We start from the raw sequence: 22,465 nt of genomic DNA on the forward strand, positions 1-22,465 counted from the left end.
ATTTTTGATGTTTATAAATTATAGTTTTGACTGGAGTCTCTATAAGCAAAAGCTCTCAAACGCTTAAGATTTTGAGATCTTTTGTTTAGTTCTTCTTAACTATATCAAATGTCCTAGGACCACAGACAATGGCCGTTTTCATCTGGCAAATTATTCATACAAAAAAATTTGTAGTTTTTTGTTGACAAGCTAAATGATCTGTTGTAATATATATAACTGTGAGCAATACCAATGACCCATTAGCTCAGTCGGTAGAGCACCTGACTTTTAATCAGGGTGTCCCGCGTTCGAGTCGCGGATGGGTCACCAAGTTTAATATCTTGGCCCCTTGGTCAAGCGGTTAAGACACCGCCCTTTCACGGCGGTAACAGGGGTTCGAGTCCCCTAGGGGTCACCAATACGACCTTAATAGGCAAAGCCTATAAGGTTTTTGCTGGTGTAGCTCAATTGGCAGAGCAGCTGACTTGTAATCAGCAGGTTGCGGGTTCGAGTCCCATCACCAGCTCCAATATATAAAAGAGGGATGTATGATAAGGTGCATATGTCTCTTTTTTCATTTTTTGAAATATTAAAGGGTGTATCTCATAAAATGTTTGTTATGAGGCACACCCTTTAGTGACTTAAAAAAAAACGTGACAAAACCCCTGATTTGTCACGTTTTATCTACCAAATAATAAATTACCAAATCCAAATACTACTGCCAAGGTCATCATATCACTAATTTCTTGAAATCCTAATAAGTAGACAATTATATTAATTACAAATATTATTTTGATAACCTTCAATCCTCTGATCTTAAAGTTATTTTTTTCTTCATCGGATAATCTTTTGTTATGATTATCTACAGTTCCAATCTTCACACCCATAATATATCCTACTATATAAATGAGTAGGAGTAAGAAGATATTGAAATTAACATAGTATCTCACAAATAAAGCAACCATTGGTATGATTATACTTAATATAAGACAAGCAAGATTGCTCTTTGTATGATAACCGCCAAAATATCTTCTTATAAAGATAAATGTAACTGTATAAATGACTACCGATGAAAAGGCTGCTAATTCTGGTTTTAACATATTCAAAAATATCGAGATTGCTGCTAAACTAAGGATTAATATTAAGTAGTTCAGTAAAATCTCAACGGAATATATTAATACCAGTTCCTTCTCTTTATCAGATTCACTTATTGAAGCCATATATTTCCCTAGCCTAATGGCCGTATTATGTATCATTTACCAATTACCTTCTTCTCTTCTATCAGCTCTTTTTCTACCACATCGACAAACTTGCTTAAAAACTCTATGTTTTTAGGTCTTGTAGCAAAACCTAATTTGCCAAAAGAATTTTTATCAAGGTTTTGTATGATATTGTTTAGAGACTTTCTTACCGATGATTTTTCTTTATCGTTTTGATTTGTGATAGTTTCATATACCCTACTTTTAGCCTCATCATCATACAAAAGTACCTTTATCATCCTTTGGAAAAAGGATTTTTGCCTTAGGTTACATTTAGCATTTAATATCTCTTCTGTTTTATCATTTACCTTATTATCTCTTAAGAAGTAAATATCTCTTTTTACAGCATTTAAAACCCTATTCAGATCTTCAAATCTCATGGGTTTGCTAACCTTATAATCATAGTACTTCATATGCTCGATAACTTCACTATTATGCAAGAAAGTTATCAATATAACTAAAGGTCTATATTCATCAAAGAGATGTCCAACTAGCTTGTCTCCTTCTAAATAAGGCATAACATGATCGGTTATAATTATGTCAAAATCACAGGTTTTCAATATTTCCTCTTTGGCATGCTTTGGATTATAAAATCCTACGGGGATAATATCTTTATGAAATTCTGTTATATATTCACACAATATATCTACCTGCTCTTTAAAATCATCTATTATAGCTGCTTTAATTTTAATACGATTACCCCCCTTCTCAATTAAAATTTAATGAAACTTTTCTCTATCCCATCAGTTCCCCTATTTTCTTAAAGATTTAGGTATTTCTGGCTCTCCATATCCAGAACAGCAAGCATTGCTTTGTACTGCAGAAGTGGCAAATGCAATTAGGGCTGGTACTAATGCCAACAATACTTTATTAAGCCTTTTCACTCTCCTCCACCTCCTTATAGGGGATTTGTATATCTAATGCAAAGTATCTATCCTTAATAATTTGATACCTTGCATCCTCACCAATGAGTGAAAATTTTATGTTTTCCATATCCAGATCCTGCTCAAGTATTTTTATCAGTTTTCTTTTTTCTATATCGTTTAATAATATTTTAAGGTTAAAACCTATACAGTCTCTTAATTCTAAGGTAACAATTACATTCTCAAAGTTTATTTTCCTTAAAGCCGAATATAGAAGTATCTCTAATATGAAATAAATCTTTTTAAAATTATAGCTTATAAGCCCTAGCCTCTCATCAATATAATAATGAAAATCATTACTCTCTTCCTTCATTTCTTTAAGGATTTCCTCAATCTTTTCAATTTCAATAACATTGATATATGTCTTCATTAGATTCAAGTAATAGTGTATTTCATCCTCTGTACTGTTATATAGGAGAGTCTCAAAGGTCTTTTTAGGACTATTTAAAATTTCCTTATAATTCTCATATAGAATAGTTCTATTTAGTAAAACAATAGTTACTATTATGAATACTATTGTCTCAATAAGAAATATTTGTATGTTAAAAAAGATTTTGTCAACTTTAATATCATATAATTTTATTTTGAAAAAAATTTCAGTATAATTTACACCAAATAAGTAACCACTTACAAGCAATAACGTAATAACATAAAACGTAATTTTCTTTGATTTTGATAGCAGATTCCACTTCAGATTCAGCAATTTGTTTGACTTTAGATTAAACTTTAAGCAAATAAATAGAATTGTCATCTGAAGTATTCGAGTTGGAAAAGAAAATATAAATCTATAGTCAAAATAATCTCCAGAATATTTTACTCTCAGTAAATTGATAATTGGTGTAGGAAAAATTTCACAAAACATTAGAGCAAACATTGATAAATAACCACCTAACAAAGCCTGTCTAATATTAAATTGAAATACAATTTTCAGAACAAGAATAAAATATAACAAAGATATAAAGTTTATTATTATAAAGCTATGTATATTTCTTCTTACAATAGCTATTACTATAGGAAAAATAATTGATACTAAGAGTATTTTTACTATAAATTTCAAATCAAACTCTTTAGACTTGAAAACATTTCCCTTAATTATAACTAAACCCGTTAAACAAATTAAAAGAACCTCGGGAGCACCAACAATCATTGCATCGACCAAACTCATATTATCCATAGGTATCTCCCCTATCTACATAGATTTATATCAGTAATTCTACGAAAATCATTACACTTTTAATAGTGCTTTCCGTGAGCTAGAGATCTTCATCTTTTACCTCAAACTCATGGGGAATTCGTATATCTAACTCAAAATATTTTTCCTTAGTAATTTGATATTCTGACCCTTCATCCACAAGGGAAAACTTTAGGTTCTCCATACCTAGGTCTTGTTCAAACATCTTTACTAATCTTCTTTTTTCTATGTCATTCAGTACTATTTTTAAATTGAATCTTATATCTTCATTTAATTCCAATGTCACTATGGTATTCTCAGTTATTACTTCTCTTAATATTCTATTGTAAAGCAGTTCCAATAACAGGTAGATCTTTTTAAAATTATATCCTGTCAAACCTAGTTTTTTATCAATGTGATAATGAAAGCCTTTTCTGGATTCCTTAATTCTTTTAAGAATTTCTTCTACCCTATCAATTCCTATAACGTTAAGATAATCCTTAGTAATATTTATATAATAATGTATTTCTCCTTCACTACTGTTGTATAATAATGCTTCGAAAGCTTTCTTAGGACTACCTAAAATATCTCTATAATCTTCATATAGCATAGTCCTACTTAATAGAATTAATGCTACTATCATAAATGCTACTGCTTCTACATAGAACACTTGTATATTGAAAAAGATTTTTCTAATATCAATATCATAAAGATTTGCTTTTATAAAAATCTCAGTATAGTTGGCTCCGAATAAATGGTTGGCACCAAATAGTAAGATTATAGAATAAAATGTCATTTTCTTTGACTTAGATAATAGATTCCAACGCAAATTTAACAAGTCATTTGACTTTAAATTAAATCTAAAACAGATATACAAAGCTATTATTTGAAATATTCTAGTTGGAATTGAAAAGATGAATCTATAATCAAAGTAATATCCCGAATATTTTACCCTCATCAGATTGATAATTGGCATAGAAAATATCTCACAAAACATTATAGTGAATACTCCTAAATAGCCGCCTATCAAAGCTTGTCTAATATTAAACTGAAATACAAATTTTAAAACAATAATTGCAAATAATAATGATATAGTGCCTATTATTATAAAATTACTTATATTTCTTCTTATAATAATTAGCATCAAAGGATATATAATTGAAATTAATAATATTTTTATTATAATTTTTAAACTAGCATCTTTAGATTTGAAAATATTTCCCTTAATTATAACTATACTCGTTAAATAAATTAGAAAAACCTCGGGAACACCTACAACCACCGCATCAAATAAGCTCATATTATCCATAGGTCTCTCCCCAATCTCTATATACTCCCATACCTATATTTTACAAAATTCTGCATTTTTCCACAATAAGTTTTCATCGACATTATTTTACATATTTTGCGTGTAATTTCTATATCGGTTTTTTTTACTTTGTTTTCATTTCACTTTTATTCTTTTCTTTCCACTTTGTAGATTCAAGAGCATGCTATGGTGATTAATTGATATTTACTAGTTATCTTAATTTAAAGAAAAAAGCTGTCTCGTAGAAACTACTTTCTACGAGACAGCTTTTTTATAATATTTATAACCCTGCTCTATTTACTATGGTCTCTGCTACATCTTCTGCTGAATTAAATGGAAAATCTGATTCGGTTAAGAGCTTCCCTGCCTCTCCAGCCGTTACTTCAAGTTCTCCTGCTTTACATGTTGTTTCTGCGCCATGTGGAAATGCATTTAGAAGCTCTACTGGAGTATTAATGGGAAAACTTGCACCCTTTAGTGCTCCTATAATTTGACCTTTAATAGTTTCGCGTACATTCATTATTTCTCTCTCCTCTCTGCTTTTATTTATAATAATTTTAATCCATATTCCTCTTCTACGCTGTAAACTATTTTACAAAAAAATAGACTATTTTATCCCCATAGGACAAAATAGTCTATATACTACATCTAAGCTTGACTCAGATATTCCTTTGCTTCTTCAATTAACTCTTTATCTATTAAAAAGAAGTTTTTTTGATTTATAATTATCTTTCCTTCATTCCTTAAGTTCTTTAAAACATTAGAGACCATAACTCTAGAAGCATTTACTAGGTTAGCTATGTCCTGATGACTTAAATTGATATTGATTTTTATTCCTTCAGATGTAATTTGCCCATGCTTCCTTACAAGTCTCCTTAAAATATTGAGAATCCTCCCTCGTACATCATTAAAAGCTAAATTTGCCATCTGCTCTGTATAGCTATTAAGTTTAGTAGTTAGATCTTGTATTACTTTTAGTGCGATATCCGGTTTATTTAAAAGCTTGAAAAAATCACTTCTCAAACAGATACATGCAAATGTATCTTCCAGAGCCTTTGCACTAAAGGTGTGATACACATCTTCAAGTATAGTATTTTCTCCAAAAATATCATCCTGTTGAAGAATATCCAAACCTACTTCTTTTCCATTCTCTGATATCTTGTATAGTAGCACCCTACCAGTTCTTATAAAGTATATAGCATCACATGGAGATCCTTCAGCAAAAAAGCTTTCACCTTTTTTAAAAAATCTTGGTCTTGCTAACCTTACTACTTCTTTCTTTTCATCGTCATTAAGGCAATCAAAAATTTTTAAATCCTTCATACACTTTATCTGTTTTTTCATAGCAATAGCTCCCTAATTATAGTAACATATATATTTTATAAGTTTAATTTTAAGGTATTACTAAATATTTATCAATATTTACTTCCTCATGGTGTATCTAAAACGGCAATAATTTCATACATTATCATTTCTAGAAGCTTTTTAAGAAACTAGCTTAGATGCTTTTAGTTTATGCTAATATATGGTAAAATTGTAATGTTATAACTCGCTCCAATTATTTGAAACAAGCATTAATGCTTAAAAGAATATATAAGGAGGGGCCAACCGTGAACAAAAGGCGCAATTATACCATTATTATTTTAGTCTGTTTCTTACTGTTTTCTAATATCTATACTTTAGGTTTATTAATAAAATCAAACAATTCAACAAATATGTATTTGCAGCATGCTTTTGAATCAAACATATCATCTATTTCATACACAATGATGGATTTAAATGATAAATTTTTTTCCTCACAAGACCAAGAAGAACAGCTAAAAATATTAGATTCTAAGAGTAAAACCCTATTTAGTATTGGCAGAAGAATGCATAACTTGTCTTTTATTGATGTTGATTACTATACATATCAAACTCGTCACTTAGCCAGATATATAGATTTTTTATCAGAAAAAAAGAACATCTCCAAGAGTGATATCAGTACTTTAAAACAACTAATAAATCTTAGTACACAATTAGAAAACGTAAAACTATTTAATACAAAGAAGGGAATATTCTATAACAAAAAATATCCTAGTAACGATGTGAAAAATCTTTTAGATCAAATATATGATATTGTAAAAAAAGAAGCATCTTTCAAAGAATAGCATAAATATTTAAAAATAATTGATAGAATTGTAAAAGGCAGACCCAAAATCATTGCTCATGAAAAAATATGTATTAAATTAGATGTAAACCAAATCAAGGAGATACCATTATGTTGAAAAAATATCTAGTATATTTAATAGTGACAACACTATTGCTTATTGGATGTCAAACTGAGCAACAGAAAAGTTCAATAGAAAAGCCCAGTCTAAGTAAAGAAGAAAACAGAGAGAAAATTATAAAAATTGGATGGGAGTTTTATTATTATGAAGATGAGAATAACACACAACTACCTTATTCTACCGATGTATTTTTTGTACTTCGAGATGTCTCTGAAAAAAAAATAAAAATTGGCAAATATCAAGGAAAAGTTTCAGAAATTAAAGATATTCAAAATAGGGATTTTCCTCCTGATACAATTATCGCTTGCCACTCTTATACTCCTGGAGGCGGAGATGATTTACGTGTTATAAGAGAAGAAGATACACTTTATATACAATGGAGAGAGTTTGTAGAAACATCAGAAGATATTGAAAAACCCGAATTCATAAATCTTAAAGATATTAAATTGAAACCAAATAGTTATATAACAATTTTAAAAAAAGATGAATAAAATAGAAGATAACATAAGTATAAAGGTGACAGTAACTCCGTCTTCTATCATCTTATGATATCTACTAAATTACTATAGAACAAAAAAAATCAAGCTCTGAACAAACAGGATGAAGAAATAAAAATACTGCCCCCACGAAGGCAGTATTTCAACGAGGAATGTTAATCAGATATTAACACACCAATGCTTCCTACTAATATCTTCTGTCAGTTAACTAACAAAGTGATTTACTACAATACATATACAAATTTAATTATCTATATTCTCACTTTCCTTATTATCTCCATGTAAACTCATAAATATATCATATGCTACACTTTCATAAACAGTAGGTTCTTCATAGCATATCTGCTTAAATTCACCTTGATATTTTCCTGAAAATATATTACTTAGACTATATCCATGTGCATAACCAAAAAGGATCATCTCTTCCTTCGGAATAGTTACATCATTCTTTTCAAGATAGCTTCGTGCATCCATATACATTTTATACAATTGGCGATCAAACCCTTCAGACCATTGTTTGTCATAGTATGGTTTCATCATTTTTTTATACTCTTCTTCTCTTTTTTCTATATCTCCTATTTCGTCATCATCGTCAAACATTAAAGCCGCAGGATTTAGTTCAGAACCTTCTGGGATCTCCGGTCTTGGAAAAACAGGAACCAATACAGGTGAATTTAGGTCATATTTAGATGTCTTAGCTACCCATTTTTTAAGCATTATTTTCGCATCTAACAAGTCATCTTTATGATAATATACTTCTCTACCTGAAGCATTAGGCTTTATTATCAAATAATTTTTTCCGGTACAATTCTTCGGAATATATAAAAGATATGGGTAATGAAATGCTTTGTCACGGTCTGCTTGTATTACAGTTATTGTACTATCATCAAAAAGTAAATAATTTAAACTTGTTTGTTCAATAAAAAAATAAGATGAAAATATAGTTATAAGAATATATATACCTATCAATATTGACTGTATCTTATTACTACTTTTCTCCCGTCCGTGTTTTTGGAAATTGTCTTTAATCATATTTAGCTCTTTTTCACCAATAACTCTTCTAGGGATTATTATACTCATATTTGTAGAGTAATAAATTAATAAAACTTCTTTTAAATTTTTAACCTTCACTACATAATTCCATGGAATTATTCTTTTACCATTTTCCTGTAGTACAATCATGCAGTCGTTACTAATCTCTAAATCAACTTCAGTTACAAGAACAGGACTTCTCTTTAATTTTTTTCTCATTCTTAATTCATAAAAAAAATACACGGTTAGCACTCCTGCACATGAGGCTAATAACTGTATTTTAGATGAGCCATTAAAAAGAATAAAGAATATAAGGAGAAATTGTATTACAAAAAGATATGCTATTGTTTTACTTATTCTTTGAGAATACTTTGTAAAACTTAATAACTCCTTATAACTTATTGTATATTTTATATTAAAGGATTTATTTTTTCTCATAAATTATAATCTCCTTATTTCAGCTTTTTTTACAATTTGATCTTTAAAAGAGACTATTTCGTCCTCTGAGGAAAAAGAACTCTTGGGAATGAAAGTAAAAAGCCTATTTAACTTTCCATATAAATATGTATTGTATTTGCCAAAAACTACATATGTAATATCCCCCCAGCTTTTTTGACATTCTAGATTTGTCTGCTTAAGAATTATGCAATTTTCATCAATATATATATTTTTCTCTTCTAAAAGATAAGGATTTTCAAATACAGACTTTCTAATCATCAAAAATTTAATACTATTCGAAAATACATAATAGATTATCAGAGTAGTTGTCAGCAATATTTCTCCTATTCCATTAATATTATTTCCCATTAGAAAATGCACACCAAAAATGCCTAATACAAAGGGAATACTTACGAAAATTATTTGCTTTGCTACAGCTCTATAAAAATACTCATTTAAATCTTTTTTAGTAATCTTAAAATTAATTGATATTTCTTTCAAAGCAATCAATCCTTTTATATTTTATATAGTATATATAATAACATAAAAACATTGCTTTCAAAGTTAGAAGCTTTTTCATCATATAAAACCTCATAGTCTATAGGTAGAATCTCCTTTTTCCTCGCATTCTTCTTGATTAGATCAATTGACTTATTTTTTATAAATGTGTAAATGTATTTTTCAACTTCCTTGTCATCCCTTTGAAATCTTTCCACATCAATATTTTTAAGCAACTCTAAAAAAACTATTGTTATATCTGATTCTCCTTCCTCATAACCAAGCTTCTTACTCCATTTTTTGATATTTGGATGAAATCTTAAATAAATATCTTCTATAGCACATTTATCTCCATTTTGTCCCCTTTTTAATTGATAATATAAAGTCATATATTATATCCCCCTTAGTAGCTATAAATAGCTTTGATTTTCATAAACGAAATTGAATAGAAATTTTATTTTCTACAGAAAAGAATTAGTAAAAGGTATAAAAAAAGAACCCCAAGCAATATAATTCGCTTAACGTTCTTTTGATTTTGTTCATATTTTTACTAAAACAATTTTTATTTTCTATTTGCAATTTTTCAATTTCTACAGTACTGCTATTATATATATTACCATATAATACCATGTTGAATCGGCTGAATGTCGGCAGTTTTGCGGCAGTATCCCGGCAGTCTTAAGACTAAAATATAGAGTTTATCCCCTCAAAGGCTGCCCTATTTAATATTTACATTTAATTTCCAAAATGGTATAATTTCTTAAAACGAATACAACGACATGAGAAATTGGAGAGTCGCATTAATATACCTACAGTATAGTGGGGATATTAAATGCGGCTTTTATTTTTGTCTATACTATTTGGGCTATATAGTAAGATCTAGACAAATACTCACTGTCTTTAAAGGTTCTGAACATATATAAAGTTCTAGATATTTTATGAGCTTAACAGGCAGTTAATTTTCTTAATATTTCGAAATTTATCGATTAGAAGGAGTGATTTCTATATGAAATAGTTAAAAGTAATCTTCTTTATCTCTCAAAATAAGGAAAGAAAGGATGAATATTTTGAAAAACAAGATTTTTACCTTTGGAGCTTGTTCATTACTTATTTTGCAATTATCAGCTTATTTATATGGCCTATCAAACATAGCATTTAAAATACTATTTATTTTCACTAATCTATTTATTATTATCTTACTACTTCAAAAGTCCTACAATCTAAATACAATCACTAAAGAGAAGCAAAGTAAAGTAAACATTGAAGGTATCAATGAAGACAACCAAGTGCAGGAAAGACTATTCTCCGTATCTGAAACCTTAGGCTTTGATATTTACCAGCTATCTTGGTTATCAAAGGATAACATGAATGCCTTTAATAATTTAGTGAAAATATCAGATCAGATAAAGGAATTAAGTGAACAAAATGCGGCTAGTATGGAGGAAACTAATTCAAGTATTAATCAATTGGCTTCAATATCCGAGGAGTTGAATGAAAATATCCATCGGGTTGAAGGACAATCTCTTGAATCATATTCTATGCTGAATGAAAATCTAGAAACAGTTAACAGTATAGGGATTTTTCTAAAGGATTTTAGAGATGTAATTGATATTGCATCGTCTAACAACCTTGAGCTTCAAAATTCTTCTAGCAAGGTCAATCAAATTATCGACTATATAAAGACGATCTCTAAACAAACTAATCTTTTAGCTATAAATGCCTCTATAGAAGCCGCACGGGCAGGTGACTCTGGAAAAGGTTTTTCTGTTATTGCTACTGAAATACGTAACCTATCTAATGAGACAGATAAATCAATTTCTATGATAGATGATATCTTAAATGAAATATTATCAGGAATAGAAAGTTCTAAGAATATAATGGATACCTGCTCAGAAAAGATAAAGAAAATTGAAGACATATCGAAAAAATCTGCTGATGTTATTGAAAAAACAGAACTGATTGTCAAAGATATTAGAAAGTCAGTAGTTCAAGTGAATGAATTATCTGGAATACAAAATAGCTTGGCAAGGGAAATCGATGCCGCAGCAGAATCTGTGACTTCCGCTGTGGAAGAGACCTATAATATTGTATGTGATTCAATAGAAATGATAAATGTTCAGCAAAATAAAAATGATGAGATGAATACATATTTTAGTAAATTAACTGCTGCAACAGAGAGACTTCAAAAAATAACATCCGAACTGAAGAGTGAGAATGAAATAATATTTGGAATTAACCCCTTCACATCCCCTGAAAGCATTAGAAGTATGTACCTTCCGATTTTAGACAGCGTATGTAATACTATAGGATATAAGTCTAGGACTGTTATAGTAGAGGATTATGATGCTCTAAATAAAGGGATAGACGATGGAGTAATAGATATAGGTTGGTTTTCTCCATTTGCCTATGTAAGCGCACGTAAAAAAAGCGGAGTCATACCGATTGCAACTCCTAAGGTTAACGGTAAGACTAATTATAGTGGTTATATTATCGTTAGAAAAGATAGTGGAATTGAAACCTTGTCGGATTTAAGGAATAAGCATTTTGGATATGTTGATGTTAACAGTGCATCGGGATATTTATATGCTAGACACCTCATGAAGTTAAATCATATAGACCCCGACAAGATTTTTTCTAAGACAAGCTTTATGAGAAATCATGATAATGTTATTAAAGGAGTACTGTCGGGAGAGTTAGACGCCGGTGCTACCTATAATGAAGCAATGGACAGCTTAAAGGCAAAGGGGTTACCAACTGAAGACCTTAAAATAATTAAATCTATTGAAAATATACCGAAGGATTCGATTGCAGCAAGTCCTCAGATTCCTATAGATGTTATAAAAAAACTAAGGGTTAGTTTCATAAACTTTAAAGTTAGTAACGATTTGAATACTCCACTTCAGGGGTTTGAAGAAAGTAAAGATGAGAATTATGATGTTGTGAGGGAACTTATGTAATATAGCCCTATAGAAACTACACCTCAAATCATTATTCTGCAAATCACATCCACCAGACACCTTCAGTAGATAATTTGTCTGGGGGATGTGATCTCTGTTACATCTTCTTTTTTAGATATTCTCATACGTCTTAGGTTGCTTTTTCCTAGACTGTCTTTCTATAGCTCCCTGTGGGCATGAATTTACACAGTCTCCACATCTTATGCATTCGGGATTATTTGGTGTTTTATATACCTCGATGTCTATTTTACAGCTTTTCATGCAGACTTTACAATTAGTACATTTTTCGTTATCTATCTTAAGTTTATAAAAACTTATTGGATTAAATACCGAATAAAAAGCCCCTAGTGGACAGATATATCTGCAAAATGGTCTAAATACTACAACTGAAAGCACAATAATAACTATGAGTATAGTCATCTTCCAAATGAATAAGAATCCTAATCCCTCTCTCAAGCTCTCATTAAACAATACTAGAGGTACTCCGCCCTCCAGTGTTCCTGCTGGACATATGTATTTGCAAAAATAGGGATCACTGATTCCAAGCTCGTCTTGAAAGAACAGTGGCAATAAGAATACAAAGACTATCAATATAGCATATTTAAAATATTTTAAAACATTATTTAATCTCTTTGGAACTGTTATTTTTATAAAAGGAATCTTATTAAGTAAGTCTTGAATCAATCCGAAGGGGCAAAGCCATCCACAGATTAATCTCCCAAATAAAACTCCTATTAGTGATACAAAGCCTAATACATACAGTGAAAAGTTATATCTTATACTTCCTATAACTGCCTGAATTGATCCTATAGGACATGAACCCACCGCCCCTGGACAAGAATAACAGTTCAATCCAGGAACACATAATTTTTTCATATTTCCATTATATATTTTTCCTTCAGCGAAACCTTTAAGATATGAATTGGTAACTATGCTCCATAAAAATTGTATTGAGTGGCGAATTTTATTATACTTAACCAATGCCTATACACTCCAAGCAAATATTAATGGCCTTTTTTAGCACTACTTTAACTTCTCCCCTTACGCCCCCTAAAGCTATACAGCATATACTACCAATCAATACCCCATATCTTATAAATTTGTCCTTCATATCCTTCGCTCCTTTTGACAAAAGTCTATAGAGAATTTCACTCCAGCAAGTAAGTTTGCTGAAGTGAAGTGTAAGTTCTACTTATTTAACGAATCAAGAGCTTCCTTGATTATCTCCTTGTATTCTTCTTTAGTCCTTGATCCAGTAATTACTTTGCCCACAATTTTTCCTTCGCTATCAACAAATAGCGAGGTTGGATATCCTGCTATTCCTCCAATTAAATTCGCCTTAATATCTTCATCTGGAATTACATTTATGAAATTTACACCCTTAGTTTCAATGATTTTCTTAGCAGCCACTTCATTATCTTCATCGGGGGTATCTCCTATTATTCCTAAAACGCTAACGCCCTCATTCTGTAGCTCTTCATGGAGCTGTTGAAGATCCGGCATCTCTCTTATACACGGTCCACAGAATGTAGCCCAAATATTTATCATTGTAAGTTTATTCTGCTTAAAGACATCGCTACTAACTACATCATTTCCACCTAGGTCTTTTAAGGTAAACTCGAGTTTTTCAAGGCTGGTAATAGCCTCTTCAGGAGTGATTGGCCTAAATGTATTTGTAGATTTTTTTACATTTTCAATATCATCATATAGAGCTTTATATATTTTTTTAGCTTCATCTGATAAACCTTCATCATTGTAATCATCATAGCCGAAATAAATCACATAACTCTTATATTCAGCTAGCTTTTCATTATATTTGTGATTAGTAAGTTCAGCTATTTTATCATCACCTGGTACTTTTCCTTCTCTGAAGACAACATAGCTAAATAAAGGATTAACTTTAGAAAAGATTTCATCATATCTCTTTCTCTTTTCCTTTTCATCCTTCACATTTTCCTTTACATCGTAATATTCCTTTAGAAGCTCATTTGATATAAAGTCATACTTTATGCCGTTATAAATTGGTTCATTTTCATTTTCTAAATCCCCTATTAAGCTTCTATCTACATTATCATCATAATCCTTCCAAACTCCTGCAGCCTTAAACTCAACTCCCATGTCAGTATACTTCTTATATCCCTGCTCTTTCTTTTCTTCTTCACTTAATGTCTCCTTTGTTCCGCATGCAAAAAACGATAAAGCCAGTAATCCAACAAGCAGTAAAGCTAATACCTTTCTCATAACTTCAATCCTCCATTCTTAAGATTTTTCGGCGCCTTATTTTTCTCTTTTTTACATATATAATTATATATTCTATTTATGGTTTTTATTTCCTTTTTTCTTTCTTAATTTTAAATCCCCTTCAAAAATGTTTGAGCTTCTTAACAAGAACATAGGATTATAGCATATAGCTAGAGGATAAGTTATCAAAATAAATTTCACAAACATTTTTAGTTATATTTGAAAATAAAAAATATTATTTGTTTGCTTTTTGAAATATTTTTAGTTATAATATGATTAAGTTTTTCGACAACAGATGACATTATTTTAGTTTCAAGGAGGGAATTTTCATGAAAAGTTTAGCTTATTTATCAATTAATCAAATGTTTTCTCTCTTAGAATCTGTATTTTAATAAGAAAAGGATATTTTCTTGAGCAACTTTGTTAAATTCATAACAATCAAAAGGAGGATGACGACGGTGGAAAAAGTTACTTTAACCATTGATAATATGAAAGTTGAGGTGCCAAAGGACTATACTGTATTGCAAGCGGCAAAGGCTGCTGGGATTGATATTCCTACGTTATGCTATTTAAAGGACGTTAATGAGGTAGGGTCATGTAGAATATGCTTAGTTGAGATAGAAGGTGCAAGAGCCTTACAGACTTCTTGTGTACATCCAGTATCTGAAGGGATGATTGTAAGAACTAACAATAAAAAGGTAAGGGAAACAAGAAAGGCCACTCTAGAGTTACTTCTTTCAAGTCATGATCGAGAATGCCTGACTTGCTATAGGAATAAAAGTTGTGAACTACAAAAACTATCGGAAGAATTAGGCATTACAGAAATACCTTTTGATCGCAAAAAAATGGAAAAGCTTGTTGATGATAAGTCTGTAGCTATTGTTAGGGATCCAAATAAATGTATTTTATGTGGAAGATGTGTAAACACCTGCAAAAGCCGTCAAAACATGGGGATATTAGATTTTGTAAACAGAGGTTTTGATACTGAGGTTGCACCAGCATTTGAAAGAAGTATGGCTGACACACCATGTATTCATTGCGGACAATGTATAACTGCCTGTCCAGTTGCCGCCTTAAGAGAGAAAAGCGACATGGAAAAAGTTTGGGATGCTATCGATGATACGGATGTTCATGTAGTAGTTCAAACGGCTCCCGCTACAAGAGCTTCTTTAGGAGAAAGCTTTGGCTTGCCTATTGGTACGAGAGTTACTGGAAAAATGGTAGCTGCGTTAAAACGTCTAGGATTTGATAAGGTTTATGATACAAACTTTGGAGCTGATATTACCATTATGGAAGAGGGACACGAACTCTTAGATAGAATTGAAAATGGTAAAACATTACCCCTTATTACGTCTTGTTGTCCAGTTTGGGTTCGTTATTGTGAATTTAATCATCCAGAGTTTATAGACAATCTATCATCTTGTAAATCACCTCATCAAATAATGGGAGCAACAATTAAATCCTATTATGCAGAAAAAAGCAATATAGACCCTAAGAAAATATTTGTAGTCTCAATCATGCCATGTACCTCTAAAAAGGCTGAGATTGTAAGACCAGAAATGCATGTAGATGGGATAAGAGATGTAGATGCTGTACTTACTACAAGGGAATTGGCTAAAATGATTAAGAAAGCTGGAATAAAGTTCCTAGATCTTGAAGATGAGAGATACGATCAAGATTTAGTAGGAGAATATACTGGGGCTGGTGCTATATTCGGTGTTACTGGTGGTGTTATGGAAGCTGCTATTAGAACTGTTGCAGAGGTATTAGAAGGAAAATCTATTGAAACCATTGATTATGAATCAGTAAGAGGATTTGAAGCAATTAAAGAATCAACCCTTATCCTAGGTGGTAAAGAGATAAAGATTGCTGTTGCCCATGGACCGGTAGCCGCAGAGAACCTTTTAGACATGGTAAAATCGGGAGAAAAGGAATATCATTTTATAGAAATTATGGGATGTAGTGGTGGATGTATAAGCGGTGGTGGACAACCCCATGTGGATGCAAAGACCTTAATGGACGTAGATGTAAGAGCCCAGAGAGGACAAGCTTTATACGAAGAGGACGAAAGCAGACAATATAGAAAGTCCCATAAGAGTCCTCAGATTATTAAACTTTATAAAGACTATTTAGGTAAGCCTAATAGTCATAAGGCCCATGAACTATTCCATACCCACTATATAGAAAGAGAAAAATTTCCTATAAACAAGGATTTTGATTGCGAGTAAATGATAAAATATAACTGACTGCAAGGAATTTTCTGAGCAAAAGGTTAATAATTAAAAGAACTGCGGTCATATTACTGACCGCAGTTCTTTTTTATCTATATATGCTATCTCTAACTATTGTTTGGCTTCTCTTTGGTCCAACTGAAACTATCTTAACTGGTATTCCTGTTAATTCTTCGATTCTACTGATATACTTTTTAGCGTTTTCAGGTAGTTCGTCAAATCTTGTAGCCTGAGTTATATCTTCATTCCATCCATCAAGCTCCTCGTAAACCGGCTCGCATTTAGCTAGCGTATTTAGGGAAGCTGGGAAGTGATCTATTATTTTATCACCTAATTTATATCCTGTACAGATTTTTACCTTCTCGAATCCCGTAAGTACATCTAATAACATAAGTGCTATTGAAGTCATTCCATTTATTCTTGCAGAATAGTTTACCATTACAGCATCAAACCATCCACATCTTCTTGCTCTACCTGTAGTAGTTCCAAATTCGTTTCCTGCTATTCTTATTCTGTCTCCTACTTCATTGTCTAGTTCAGTAACGAATGGTCCCATACCTACTCTTGTTGTGTAGGCCTTAGTTATTCCAAGTACTTCTTCTATCATATTTGGTCCAATTCCCGAACCAATTGTAAACCCACCTGAGATAGGGTGTGAACTTGTTACATAGGGATACGTTCCCAAATCTATATCAAGTAGTGTTCCTTGAGCTCCTTCAAACAACACCTTTTTATTATCTTTTACTCCGTTGTATACTATAACTGTAGTATCATCAACATATGGTCTTATTTTATCAGCATATTCTAAATACTTTTCGATGATTGCATCTTTATCTACAGGCTCTCCGCCATAAATCTTTTCAATTAATTGATTCTTCTTTTCTATTTGAGCAGTAACCTTTTCGATAAATACTTCTTTATCCATTAGGTCACATATTCTTATACCTGATCTTTCTACCTTGTCCATGTAGCATGGTCCTATGCCTTTTTTAGTGGTACCAATCTTTTGATCCCCTCTTGCTTCCTCAGCAAGGGCATCTATTACCTTATGGTATGGGAATATTACATGGGCTCTATCACTTATCTTGATGTTTTTAGTACTAACGCCTTGCTTCTCAATAGTTTCTACTTCCTTTAAAAATCCTTCTGGGTCAAATACAACCCCATTCCCAATTACGTTTATTGTTTCTGGATAAAGTATTCCTGAAGGAATTAAATGAAGAGCATACTTTTTATCTCCAACTACAACAGTATGACCTGCATTATTACCACCTTGTCCTCTAACAACTACGTCGGCTTCAGCAGCTAGATAATCTATAACCTTACCTTTTCCTTCATCTCCCCATTGTGCTCCAACAATAACTACAGTTGACATTTCATACACCTTCCTTCAAAACATTAAATCCGAACGTACACACTTTATATTATCAGATATACCTATCATAGTCAATGAATTTACGAATATTAAACTGTAAAATATAATTAAATATTCATAGTGCCTTTGTCTGTAAGATCAGAATAAAATCTTATATAATTATTCTATATGTATTGGAAAAAGAAAGTAGAGACCAGCTACTTTAACTAATCTCTATGTCTGAGCCTATATTCCTTAGGCGTACACTTTTCATTTTTCTTGAAAATATGACTAAAATAACTTATATTGCTAATACCTACCTTTTTGCTAATCATAGCTATCTTTATATTCGTATCAATTAGGTATTCCTTGGCCTTTTCAATACGAATTTTATTAATGTATTCGGTCAGTGAGATCCTATTTTGTTCGTTAAATATTTTGCTTAGATAGTTTGGACTAATATAGAATTTTTCAGCGATAGATTTTAATGTCATATCTAAATAGTAGTTTTCTTTAATATATATGTTAACTTGATCGATTAATCCCTTATCATCCTGTAAAAGGGCTTGTCTCAATATATTAATGGCTTCATCAGTATATTCTATAAGGATCATCTCTAGTCCATTAAAATCATATACTTCCCTAACTAGTCCTTTATACTTTGCCCTAAGTTTAGTCATACTATCCATATCATCTGTTTCTCTGTAAATCGTTCTTGATACAACACCTATTAATTCACTTAGTACCTCTTTAACCGATGATATCTGTATATATTTCCTTTTATAATTCTCAAGGATTTTTCTAATGATTTTAATACTACTCTTTTTATCTAACAGCCTTAGGCCGTCTTCTATCTGGGCTTCTTCTATAAATGGATATTCAATTGCTTTCAAAGGCTTTTCTTTTTCAGATTTATATTTCATAATATTAAATTTTGAACTTACTTCATATTTTAGTAGTTTTTTATTAGCATCATTTAAAGCCTTTTCTAAATTTATGTTTTGCTGCGTTTTTTCTAATATTTCATTATTTTTATCACTAAGTTCATTTTGTATTATACTGTTTTCAATAATTCCACTTATATACTTAGAAGCAACAATCAAGGATTCCTCTAATGCATATAATCTGCTTTTTGGTACCAATGGTAGGTCATTATATGATTTTAATAAATCTCTATAGCTTATGTTATTCTCTTTTGATAATAGATTTATTTTTTCTTCAATATCGTTAGGCCTATTAATTAGTAAATGTCCACCTTTTATATACCCTATAATATCTTCATTAACTAGTATTGGTATCCAAAATACAACTATGTTATTATTACATACGCAAACGTCATCTATCTTTGTGAATGAGCCTTTAGCTATAGGGGTCAGTTCTTCCTTGCAATTATCTAAGTAAGGGCACAGCTTACAGAATGGATTGAGATTTGTGAACTTTGTTATATCCACCTTTTGAGCATCGGTAATCTTAAAGGAGAGCTGTAGTAGATTAGATATTTCTTCCTGTATATCCTCCAGAAGATCAATATCTACGTAATCTAAAATATGCTCTCTACTCAACATCAATGAATTAGTATGAAAATCTACAGGCTTTACCGGTGTGTATATAATCATAAAAATCAGGTCTGAATCCTCGGTGTTAATAACCTCATGGTCGGAATAGGGTGGACAATGAAGCAACATACCCTGACTTATTTTCTTTTCTTCGCCATTAAGCCTATGGGTTCCTGTTCCCTGCAATGTATAAAGTATTTGCTCCTCACCAAGGTGTGAGTGCCTCACATGGGTGGATTTAGGAAATATTTTTACAAGACCTACACTCATTCGCTCTGTATTTGGCCTCTTGGGTTCATGAATCCATATGACTTCGCCCCATTCAAACCTTTGTATTTCCTTACTTTCCTCTGGAAAAATAACAGTTTCCTTCATTTTTAGGCTCACCCTTTATAACTAGTATATTATCCATAATTATATCATATTTTAACTATGGGTATACCTTACGGGTGAGCCTTCAATATTAACACTATTCTATTTTAATACTGCACCTGTGTTAGCCGATGTAACTAGTTTAGCATATCTTGCTAAATATCCTTTCTTTACCTTTGGTTCTGGTTTCACATATTTTGCGCTGCGTTCATCTATTTCTTCCTTGCTTAGTTTCACCTCTAGCACCTTATCAGGAATATCAATCCTTATGATATCTCCATTCTCGATAAGGCCTATTAGGCCACCCTCCATTGCTTCAGGAGATATGTGTCCTATGGCTGCACCTCTAGTGGCACCGGAAAATCTTCCATCTGTAAGGAGAGCTACATCCTTATCGAGGCCCATACCGGCTATTGCCGAGGTAGGCGATAACATCTCTCTCATTCCAGGTCCTCCCTTAGGACCTTCATATCTTATTACTACTACATCTCCCTTTTCTATCTTACCTGCAAATATTGCATTAACTGCTTCTTCCTCTGAATTAAACACCTTGGCTGGTCCCTCATGTTTTAACATCTCATCGGCAACGGCGGATTCCTTAACAACTGCTCCATCAAGGGCAAGATTTCCTCTAAGTATTGCTAATCCACCGGTTTCTCTGTAAGGTGCATCTACTGTTCGTACAACATTTTTATTTCTGATATCGGCTTTTTCTATATTCTCACCTACCTTAAGGCCTGTAACTGTAATTAGCTCCTCATTTATAAGTCCTTTTTTAGTAAGTTCCTTCATTAGAGCAGGTATTCCCCCAGCTAAGTGTAGGTCTTCCATATGATGTTTTCCACTTGGACTTAATTTCGTAAGATAAGGCGTTCTCTCACTTATTTCATCAAATAGATCGAGCGCAAGCTCTATTTCTGCTTCATGAGCTATTGCCGGTAGATGAAGTACCGTATTTGTTGATCCCGCCATGGCCATATCTACTGTAATGGCATTTTTAAAGGCATCTAGGGTTAATACATCTAGAGGCTTTATGTCTTTTTCTATACATTCCATAACCTTCATACCCGCATATTTAGCTAGTCTTATTCTTTCTCCAGAATGGGCCATGGCTGTACCATTGTATGGTAATCCCATACCTAGAACTTCTGTTAAACAGTTCATACTATTTGCGGTAAATAAACCAGAGCATGAGCCGCATCCAGGGCATGCTTTTTTAGCAATATCCTCTAATTCATCTTCAGAAATCTTTCCGCTTTGATAGGTTCCAACCTTCTCTATTATTGTACTAAAGTCAATATCCTCGCCATTATGCTCTCCAGCCCTCATAGGTCCACCGCTTACAACTACGGAAGGAATATTGAGTCTAGCCGCTGCCATTAACATTCCTGGAATAATCTTATCGCAGTTTGGTATTAGAACTAGTCCATCAAATCCATGGGCTAAGGCCATAGCCTCTACTGAATCAGCAATTAGCTCTCTACTCGCTAGAGGATACTTCATACCGTCATGTCCCATTGCTATTCCATCACATATCCCGATAGCAGGGAACTCTATAGGTGTTCCTCCAGCCATTGCTACTCCCATTTTTGCTGCTTCAGCAATTCTATCTAAATGTATATGACCTGCAATAATTTCATTATGGGCATTTACTATACCTATTAGGGGCTTATCTATCTCCTCTCTTGTATATCCCATACCGTAAAATAAGGATCTAGCTGGAGCACCCTTAGCACCGCCTACTATCTTATTGCTCTTCATATTATCTTCCTCCTTATTTGTTTTTATAATTATTAATTATATAGGATATTACTATTAATTATTTACAAGATATGACCTACTCTTTTATTTTTAAACAATATCAAAATATTAATATTTTATATCAATATTTTATTATTTATCTGAAAAAAGCCTTCTATACAGTAAATCCTCTGCATAAAAGGCTTTTTAATCCTGGGCTGATCCCCTTATATGTACTTCCAATTTAAGTTGTTGTGGATAACTAATTATATATCAACAACTTTTCCACAAAACAACCAACTTTATTAACAGTTATTCAAGCTTTTATCCCAATTTCCTTTCAATTAGCGCTTTTTAAGCGTTAAGTTTTATCCACACATCCACAAATAAAAAAGAGTGGATTATCTCCACTCTTTCCGATTATACTTATTATGCTTGTGTTGAAAGATGTTCATTTAAGTCATTAATAAGTACATCTACATCTATACCATGAACTCTCGCAGCATCACCGATGCTTTCCATACTAGCGCCAGCTCAACCAAGGCAGTGTAATCCATGTCTCATGAATATAGTAGCAGTGCTTCTGTCCATTGTTAGAACTTCTGCGATAACAGTATCTTTAGTTACTTTTGCCATTAGTT

Annotated in this window: 20 protein-coding genes and 3 tRNA genes; 7 read left to right on the forward strand and 16 right to left on the reverse strand. The window is 31.9% G+C overall.

Annotation, left to right across the window (positions count from 1 at the left end):
- The first annotated feature begins 233 nt into the window (after positions 1–233).
- The 3 genes from R9X47_RS15630 to R9X47_RS15640 all read left to right on the forward strand — a co-directional run bounded on the left by R9X47_RS15630 (position 234) and on the right by R9X47_RS15640 (position 508).
- Positions 234–309: transfer RNA gene (locus tag R9X47_RS15630), tRNA-Lys, on the forward strand.
- A 13-nt stretch (positions 310–322) separates the two neighbouring features.
- Positions 323–397 (forward strand) — tRNA-Glu (locus R9X47_RS15635).
- A 35-nt stretch (positions 398–432) separates the two neighbouring features.
- Positions 433–508, forward strand: a tRNA-Thr gene (locus R9X47_RS15640).
- A gap of 151 nt (positions 509–659) precedes the next feature.
- Here R9X47_RS15640 and R9X47_RS15645 read toward each other — a convergent pair.
- The 7 genes from R9X47_RS15645 to R9X47_RS15675 all read right to left on the reverse strand — a co-directional run bounded on the left by R9X47_RS15645 (position 660) and on the right by R9X47_RS15675 (position 5,985).
- Positions 660–1,235, reverse strand: a complete 576-nt coding sequence (locus R9X47_RS15645; protein WP_432661989.1) for an accessory gene regulator B family protein — start codon at positions 1,233–1,235, stop codon at positions 660–662.
- Entirely contained in the window at positions 1,232–1,879 is a 648-nt protein-coding gene (locus tag R9X47_RS15650; protein ID WP_432661990.1) for a hypothetical protein, read from the reverse strand. Before R9X47_RS15650 ends, R9X47_RS15645 begins: the two co-directional genes overlap by 4 nt.
- 111 nt (positions 1,880–1,990) lie before the next feature.
- On the reverse strand, positions 1,991–2,122 hold the full coding sequence (locus R9X47_RS15655; RefSeq protein WP_432661991.1) for a cyclic lactone autoinducer peptide: 132 nt from the start codon (positions 2,120–2,122) through the stop codon (positions 1,991–1,993).
- The gene (locus R9X47_RS15660; protein WP_432661992.1) at positions 2,109–3,335 is read right to left on the reverse strand and encodes a hypothetical protein; all 1,227 of its coding nucleotides are present in this window, start codon (positions 3,333–3,335) and stop codon (positions 2,109–2,111) included. Before R9X47_RS15660 ends, R9X47_RS15655 begins: the two co-directional genes overlap by 14 nt.
- A 79-nt stretch (positions 3,336–3,414) precedes the next feature.
- Entirely contained in the window at positions 3,415–4,641 is a 1,227-nt protein-coding gene (locus R9X47_RS15665; protein WP_432661993.1) for a hypothetical protein, read from the reverse strand.
- Between the two features lie 280 nt (positions 4,642–4,921).
- Positions 4,922–5,161, reverse strand: a complete 240-nt coding sequence (locus R9X47_RS15670; protein WP_432661994.1) for an MTH865 family protein — start codon at positions 5,159–5,161, stop codon at positions 4,922–4,924.
- A gap of 128 nt (positions 5,162–5,289) precedes the next feature.
- Entirely contained in the window at positions 5,290–5,985 is a 696-nt protein-coding gene (locus R9X47_RS15675; protein WP_432661995.1) for a Crp/Fnr family transcriptional regulator, read from the reverse strand.
- A 266-nt stretch (positions 5,986–6,251) separates the two neighbouring features.
- On the opposite strand from R9X47_RS15675, the gene R9X47_RS15680 reads away from it, so the two are divergent.
- Both R9X47_RS15680 and R9X47_RS15685 read left to right on the forward strand, forming a co-directional pair.
- Positions 6,252–6,788, forward strand: coding sequence for a hypothetical protein (locus R9X47_RS15680; protein ID WP_432661996.1), 537 nt, complete (start codon positions 6,252–6,254; stop codon positions 6,786–6,788).
- Between the two features lie 110 nt (positions 6,789–6,898).
- A complete protein-coding gene (locus R9X47_RS15685; RefSeq protein WP_432661997.1) occupies positions 6,899–7,399 on the forward strand; it encodes a hypothetical protein in 501 nt (166 codons plus the stop codon).
- A 249-nt stretch (positions 7,400–7,648) separates the two neighbouring features.
- On the opposite strand, the gene R9X47_RS15690 is transcribed toward R9X47_RS15685, so the two are convergent.
- From R9X47_RS15690 to R9X47_RS15700, 3 genes are read right to left on the reverse strand one after another with little or no spacing between them, the layout of a single operon-like run.
- Positions 7,649–8,875 carry a YcxB family protein gene (locus tag R9X47_RS15690; protein WP_432661998.1) on the reverse strand — a complete coding sequence of 409 codons (1,227 nt, stop codon included), beginning with the start codon at positions 8,873–8,875 and terminating at the stop codon, positions 7,649–7,651.
- A 3-nt stretch (positions 8,876–8,878) separates the two neighbouring features.
- Complete coding sequence (locus R9X47_RS15695) at positions 8,879–9,376, reverse strand: hypothetical protein (RefSeq protein ID WP_432661999.1); 498 nt, start codon at positions 9,374–9,376, stop codon at positions 8,879–8,881.
- A gap of 14 nt (positions 9,377–9,390) precedes the next feature.
- Complete coding sequence (locus R9X47_RS15700; RefSeq protein ID WP_432662000.1) at positions 9,391–9,762, reverse strand: hypothetical protein; 372 nt, start codon at positions 9,760–9,762, stop codon at positions 9,391–9,393.
- A gap of 678 nt (positions 9,763–10,440) precedes the next feature.
- On the opposite strand from R9X47_RS15700, the gene phnD reads away from it, so the two are divergent.
- On the forward strand, positions 10,441–12,330 hold the full coding sequence (gene phnD, locus R9X47_RS15705) for a phosphate/phosphite/phosphonate ABC transporter substrate-binding protein (RefSeq protein WP_432662001.1): 1,890 nt from the start codon (positions 10,441–10,443) through the stop codon (positions 12,328–12,330).
- A gap of 111 nt (positions 12,331–12,441) precedes the next feature.
- Here the strand turns inward: phnD and R9X47_RS15710 are convergent, their stop codons facing one another.
- From R9X47_RS15710 to R9X47_RS15720, 3 genes are all read right to left on the reverse strand, one after another.
- A complete protein-coding gene (locus R9X47_RS15710) occupies positions 12,442–13,311 on the reverse strand; it encodes a 4Fe-4S binding protein (protein WP_432662002.1) in 870 nt (289 codons plus the stop codon).
- Positions 13,304–13,441, reverse strand: a complete 138-nt coding sequence (locus R9X47_RS15715) for a CD1871A family CXXC motif-containing protein (protein WP_432662003.1) — start codon at positions 13,439–13,441, stop codon at positions 13,304–13,306. Before R9X47_RS15715 ends, R9X47_RS15710 begins: the two co-directional genes overlap by 8 nt.
- Before the next feature lie 77 nt (positions 13,442–13,518).
- On the reverse strand, positions 13,519–14,571 hold the full coding sequence (locus tag R9X47_RS15720) for a TlpA family protein disulfide reductase (protein WP_432662004.1): 1,053 nt from the start codon (positions 14,569–14,571) through the stop codon (positions 13,519–13,521).
- 458 nt (positions 14,572–15,029) lie between these two features.
- Between R9X47_RS15720 and R9X47_RS15725 the strand changes: the two genes are divergently transcribed.
- Entirely contained in the window at positions 15,030–16,799 is a 1,770-nt protein-coding gene (locus R9X47_RS15725; RefSeq protein WP_432662005.1) for an NADH-dependent [FeFe] hydrogenase, group A6, read from the forward strand.
- 91 nt (positions 16,800–16,890) lie between these two features.
- Here R9X47_RS15725 and R9X47_RS15730 read toward each other — a convergent pair whose 3' ends face one another.
- From R9X47_RS15730 to ilvD, 3 genes are all read right to left on the reverse strand, one after another.
- On the reverse strand, positions 16,891–18,177 hold the full coding sequence (locus tag R9X47_RS15730) for an adenylosuccinate synthase (protein WP_432662006.1): 1,287 nt from the start codon (positions 18,175–18,177) through the stop codon (positions 16,891–16,893).
- A 206-nt stretch (positions 18,178–18,383) separates the two neighbouring features.
- Positions 18,384–20,087 (reverse strand): PocR ligand-binding domain-containing protein, encoded by a 1,704-nt coding sequence (locus tag R9X47_RS15735; RefSeq protein ID WP_432662007.1) that lies wholly within the window; start codon positions 20,085–20,087, stop codon positions 18,384–18,386.
- A 99-nt stretch (positions 20,088–20,186) separates the two neighbouring features.
- A complete protein-coding gene (gene ilvD, locus R9X47_RS15740; protein WP_432662008.1) occupies positions 20,187–21,845 on the reverse strand; it encodes a dihydroxy-acid dehydratase in 1,659 nt (552 codons plus the stop codon).
- Positions 21,846–22,465 lie beyond the last annotated feature (620 nt).

Source organism: Wukongibacter baidiensis (assembly GCF_050888315.1).
GTDB lineage: Bacteria > Bacillota > Clostridia > Peptostreptococcales > Caminicellaceae > Wukongibacter > Wukongibacter baidiensis.

Bases quoted from the DNA above. Each gene is read 5' to 3' on its own strand.
- R9X47_RS15645 (WP_432661989.1), bottom strand. From the start codon at position 1,235: ATGATACATAATACGGCCATTAGGCTAGGGAAATATATGGCTTCAATA.
- R9X47_RS15660 (WP_432661992.1), bottom strand. From the start codon at position 3,335: ATGGATAATATGAGTTTGGTCGATGCAATGATTGTTGGTGCTCCCGAG.
- R9X47_RS15665 (WP_432661993.1), bottom strand. From the start codon at position 4,641: ATGGATAATATGAGCTTATTTGATGCGGTGGTTGTAGGTGTTCCCGAG.
- R9X47_RS15670 (WP_432661994.1), bottom strand. From the start codon at position 5,161: ATGAATGTACGCGAAACTATTAAAGGTCAAATTATAGGAGCACTAAAG.
- R9X47_RS15675 (WP_432661995.1), bottom strand. From the start codon at position 5,985: ATGAAAAAACAGATAAAGTGTATGAAGGATTTAAAAATTTTTGATTGC.
- R9X47_RS15685 (WP_432661997.1), top strand. From the start codon at position 6,899: ATGTTGAAAAAATATCTAGTATATTTAATAGTGACAACACTATTGCTT.
- R9X47_RS15690 (WP_432661998.1), bottom strand. From the start codon at position 8,875: ATGAGAAAAAATAAATCCTTTAATATAAAATATACAATAAGTTATAAG.
- R9X47_RS15700 (WP_432662000.1), bottom strand. From the start codon at position 9,762: ATGACTTTATATTATCAATTAAAAAGGGGACAAAATGGAGATAAATGT.
- R9X47_RS15715 (WP_432662003.1), bottom strand. From the start codon at position 13,441: ATGAAGGACAAATTTATAAGATATGGGGTATTGATTGGTAGTATATGC.
- R9X47_RS15720 (WP_432662004.1), bottom strand. From the start codon at position 14,571: ATGAGAAAGGTATTAGCTTTACTGCTTGTTGGATTACTGGCTTTATCG.
- R9X47_RS15730 (WP_432662006.1), bottom strand. From the start codon at position 18,177: ATGTCAACTGTAGTTATTGTTGGAGCACAATGGGGAGATGAAGGAAAA.
- R9X47_RS15735 (WP_432662007.1), bottom strand. From the start codon at position 20,087: ATGAAGGAAACTGTTATTTTTCCAGAGGAAAGTAAGGAAATACAAAGG.
- ilvD (WP_432662008.1), bottom strand. From the start codon at position 21,845: ATGAAGAGCAATAAGATAGTAGGCGGTGCTAAGGGTGCTCCAGCTAGA.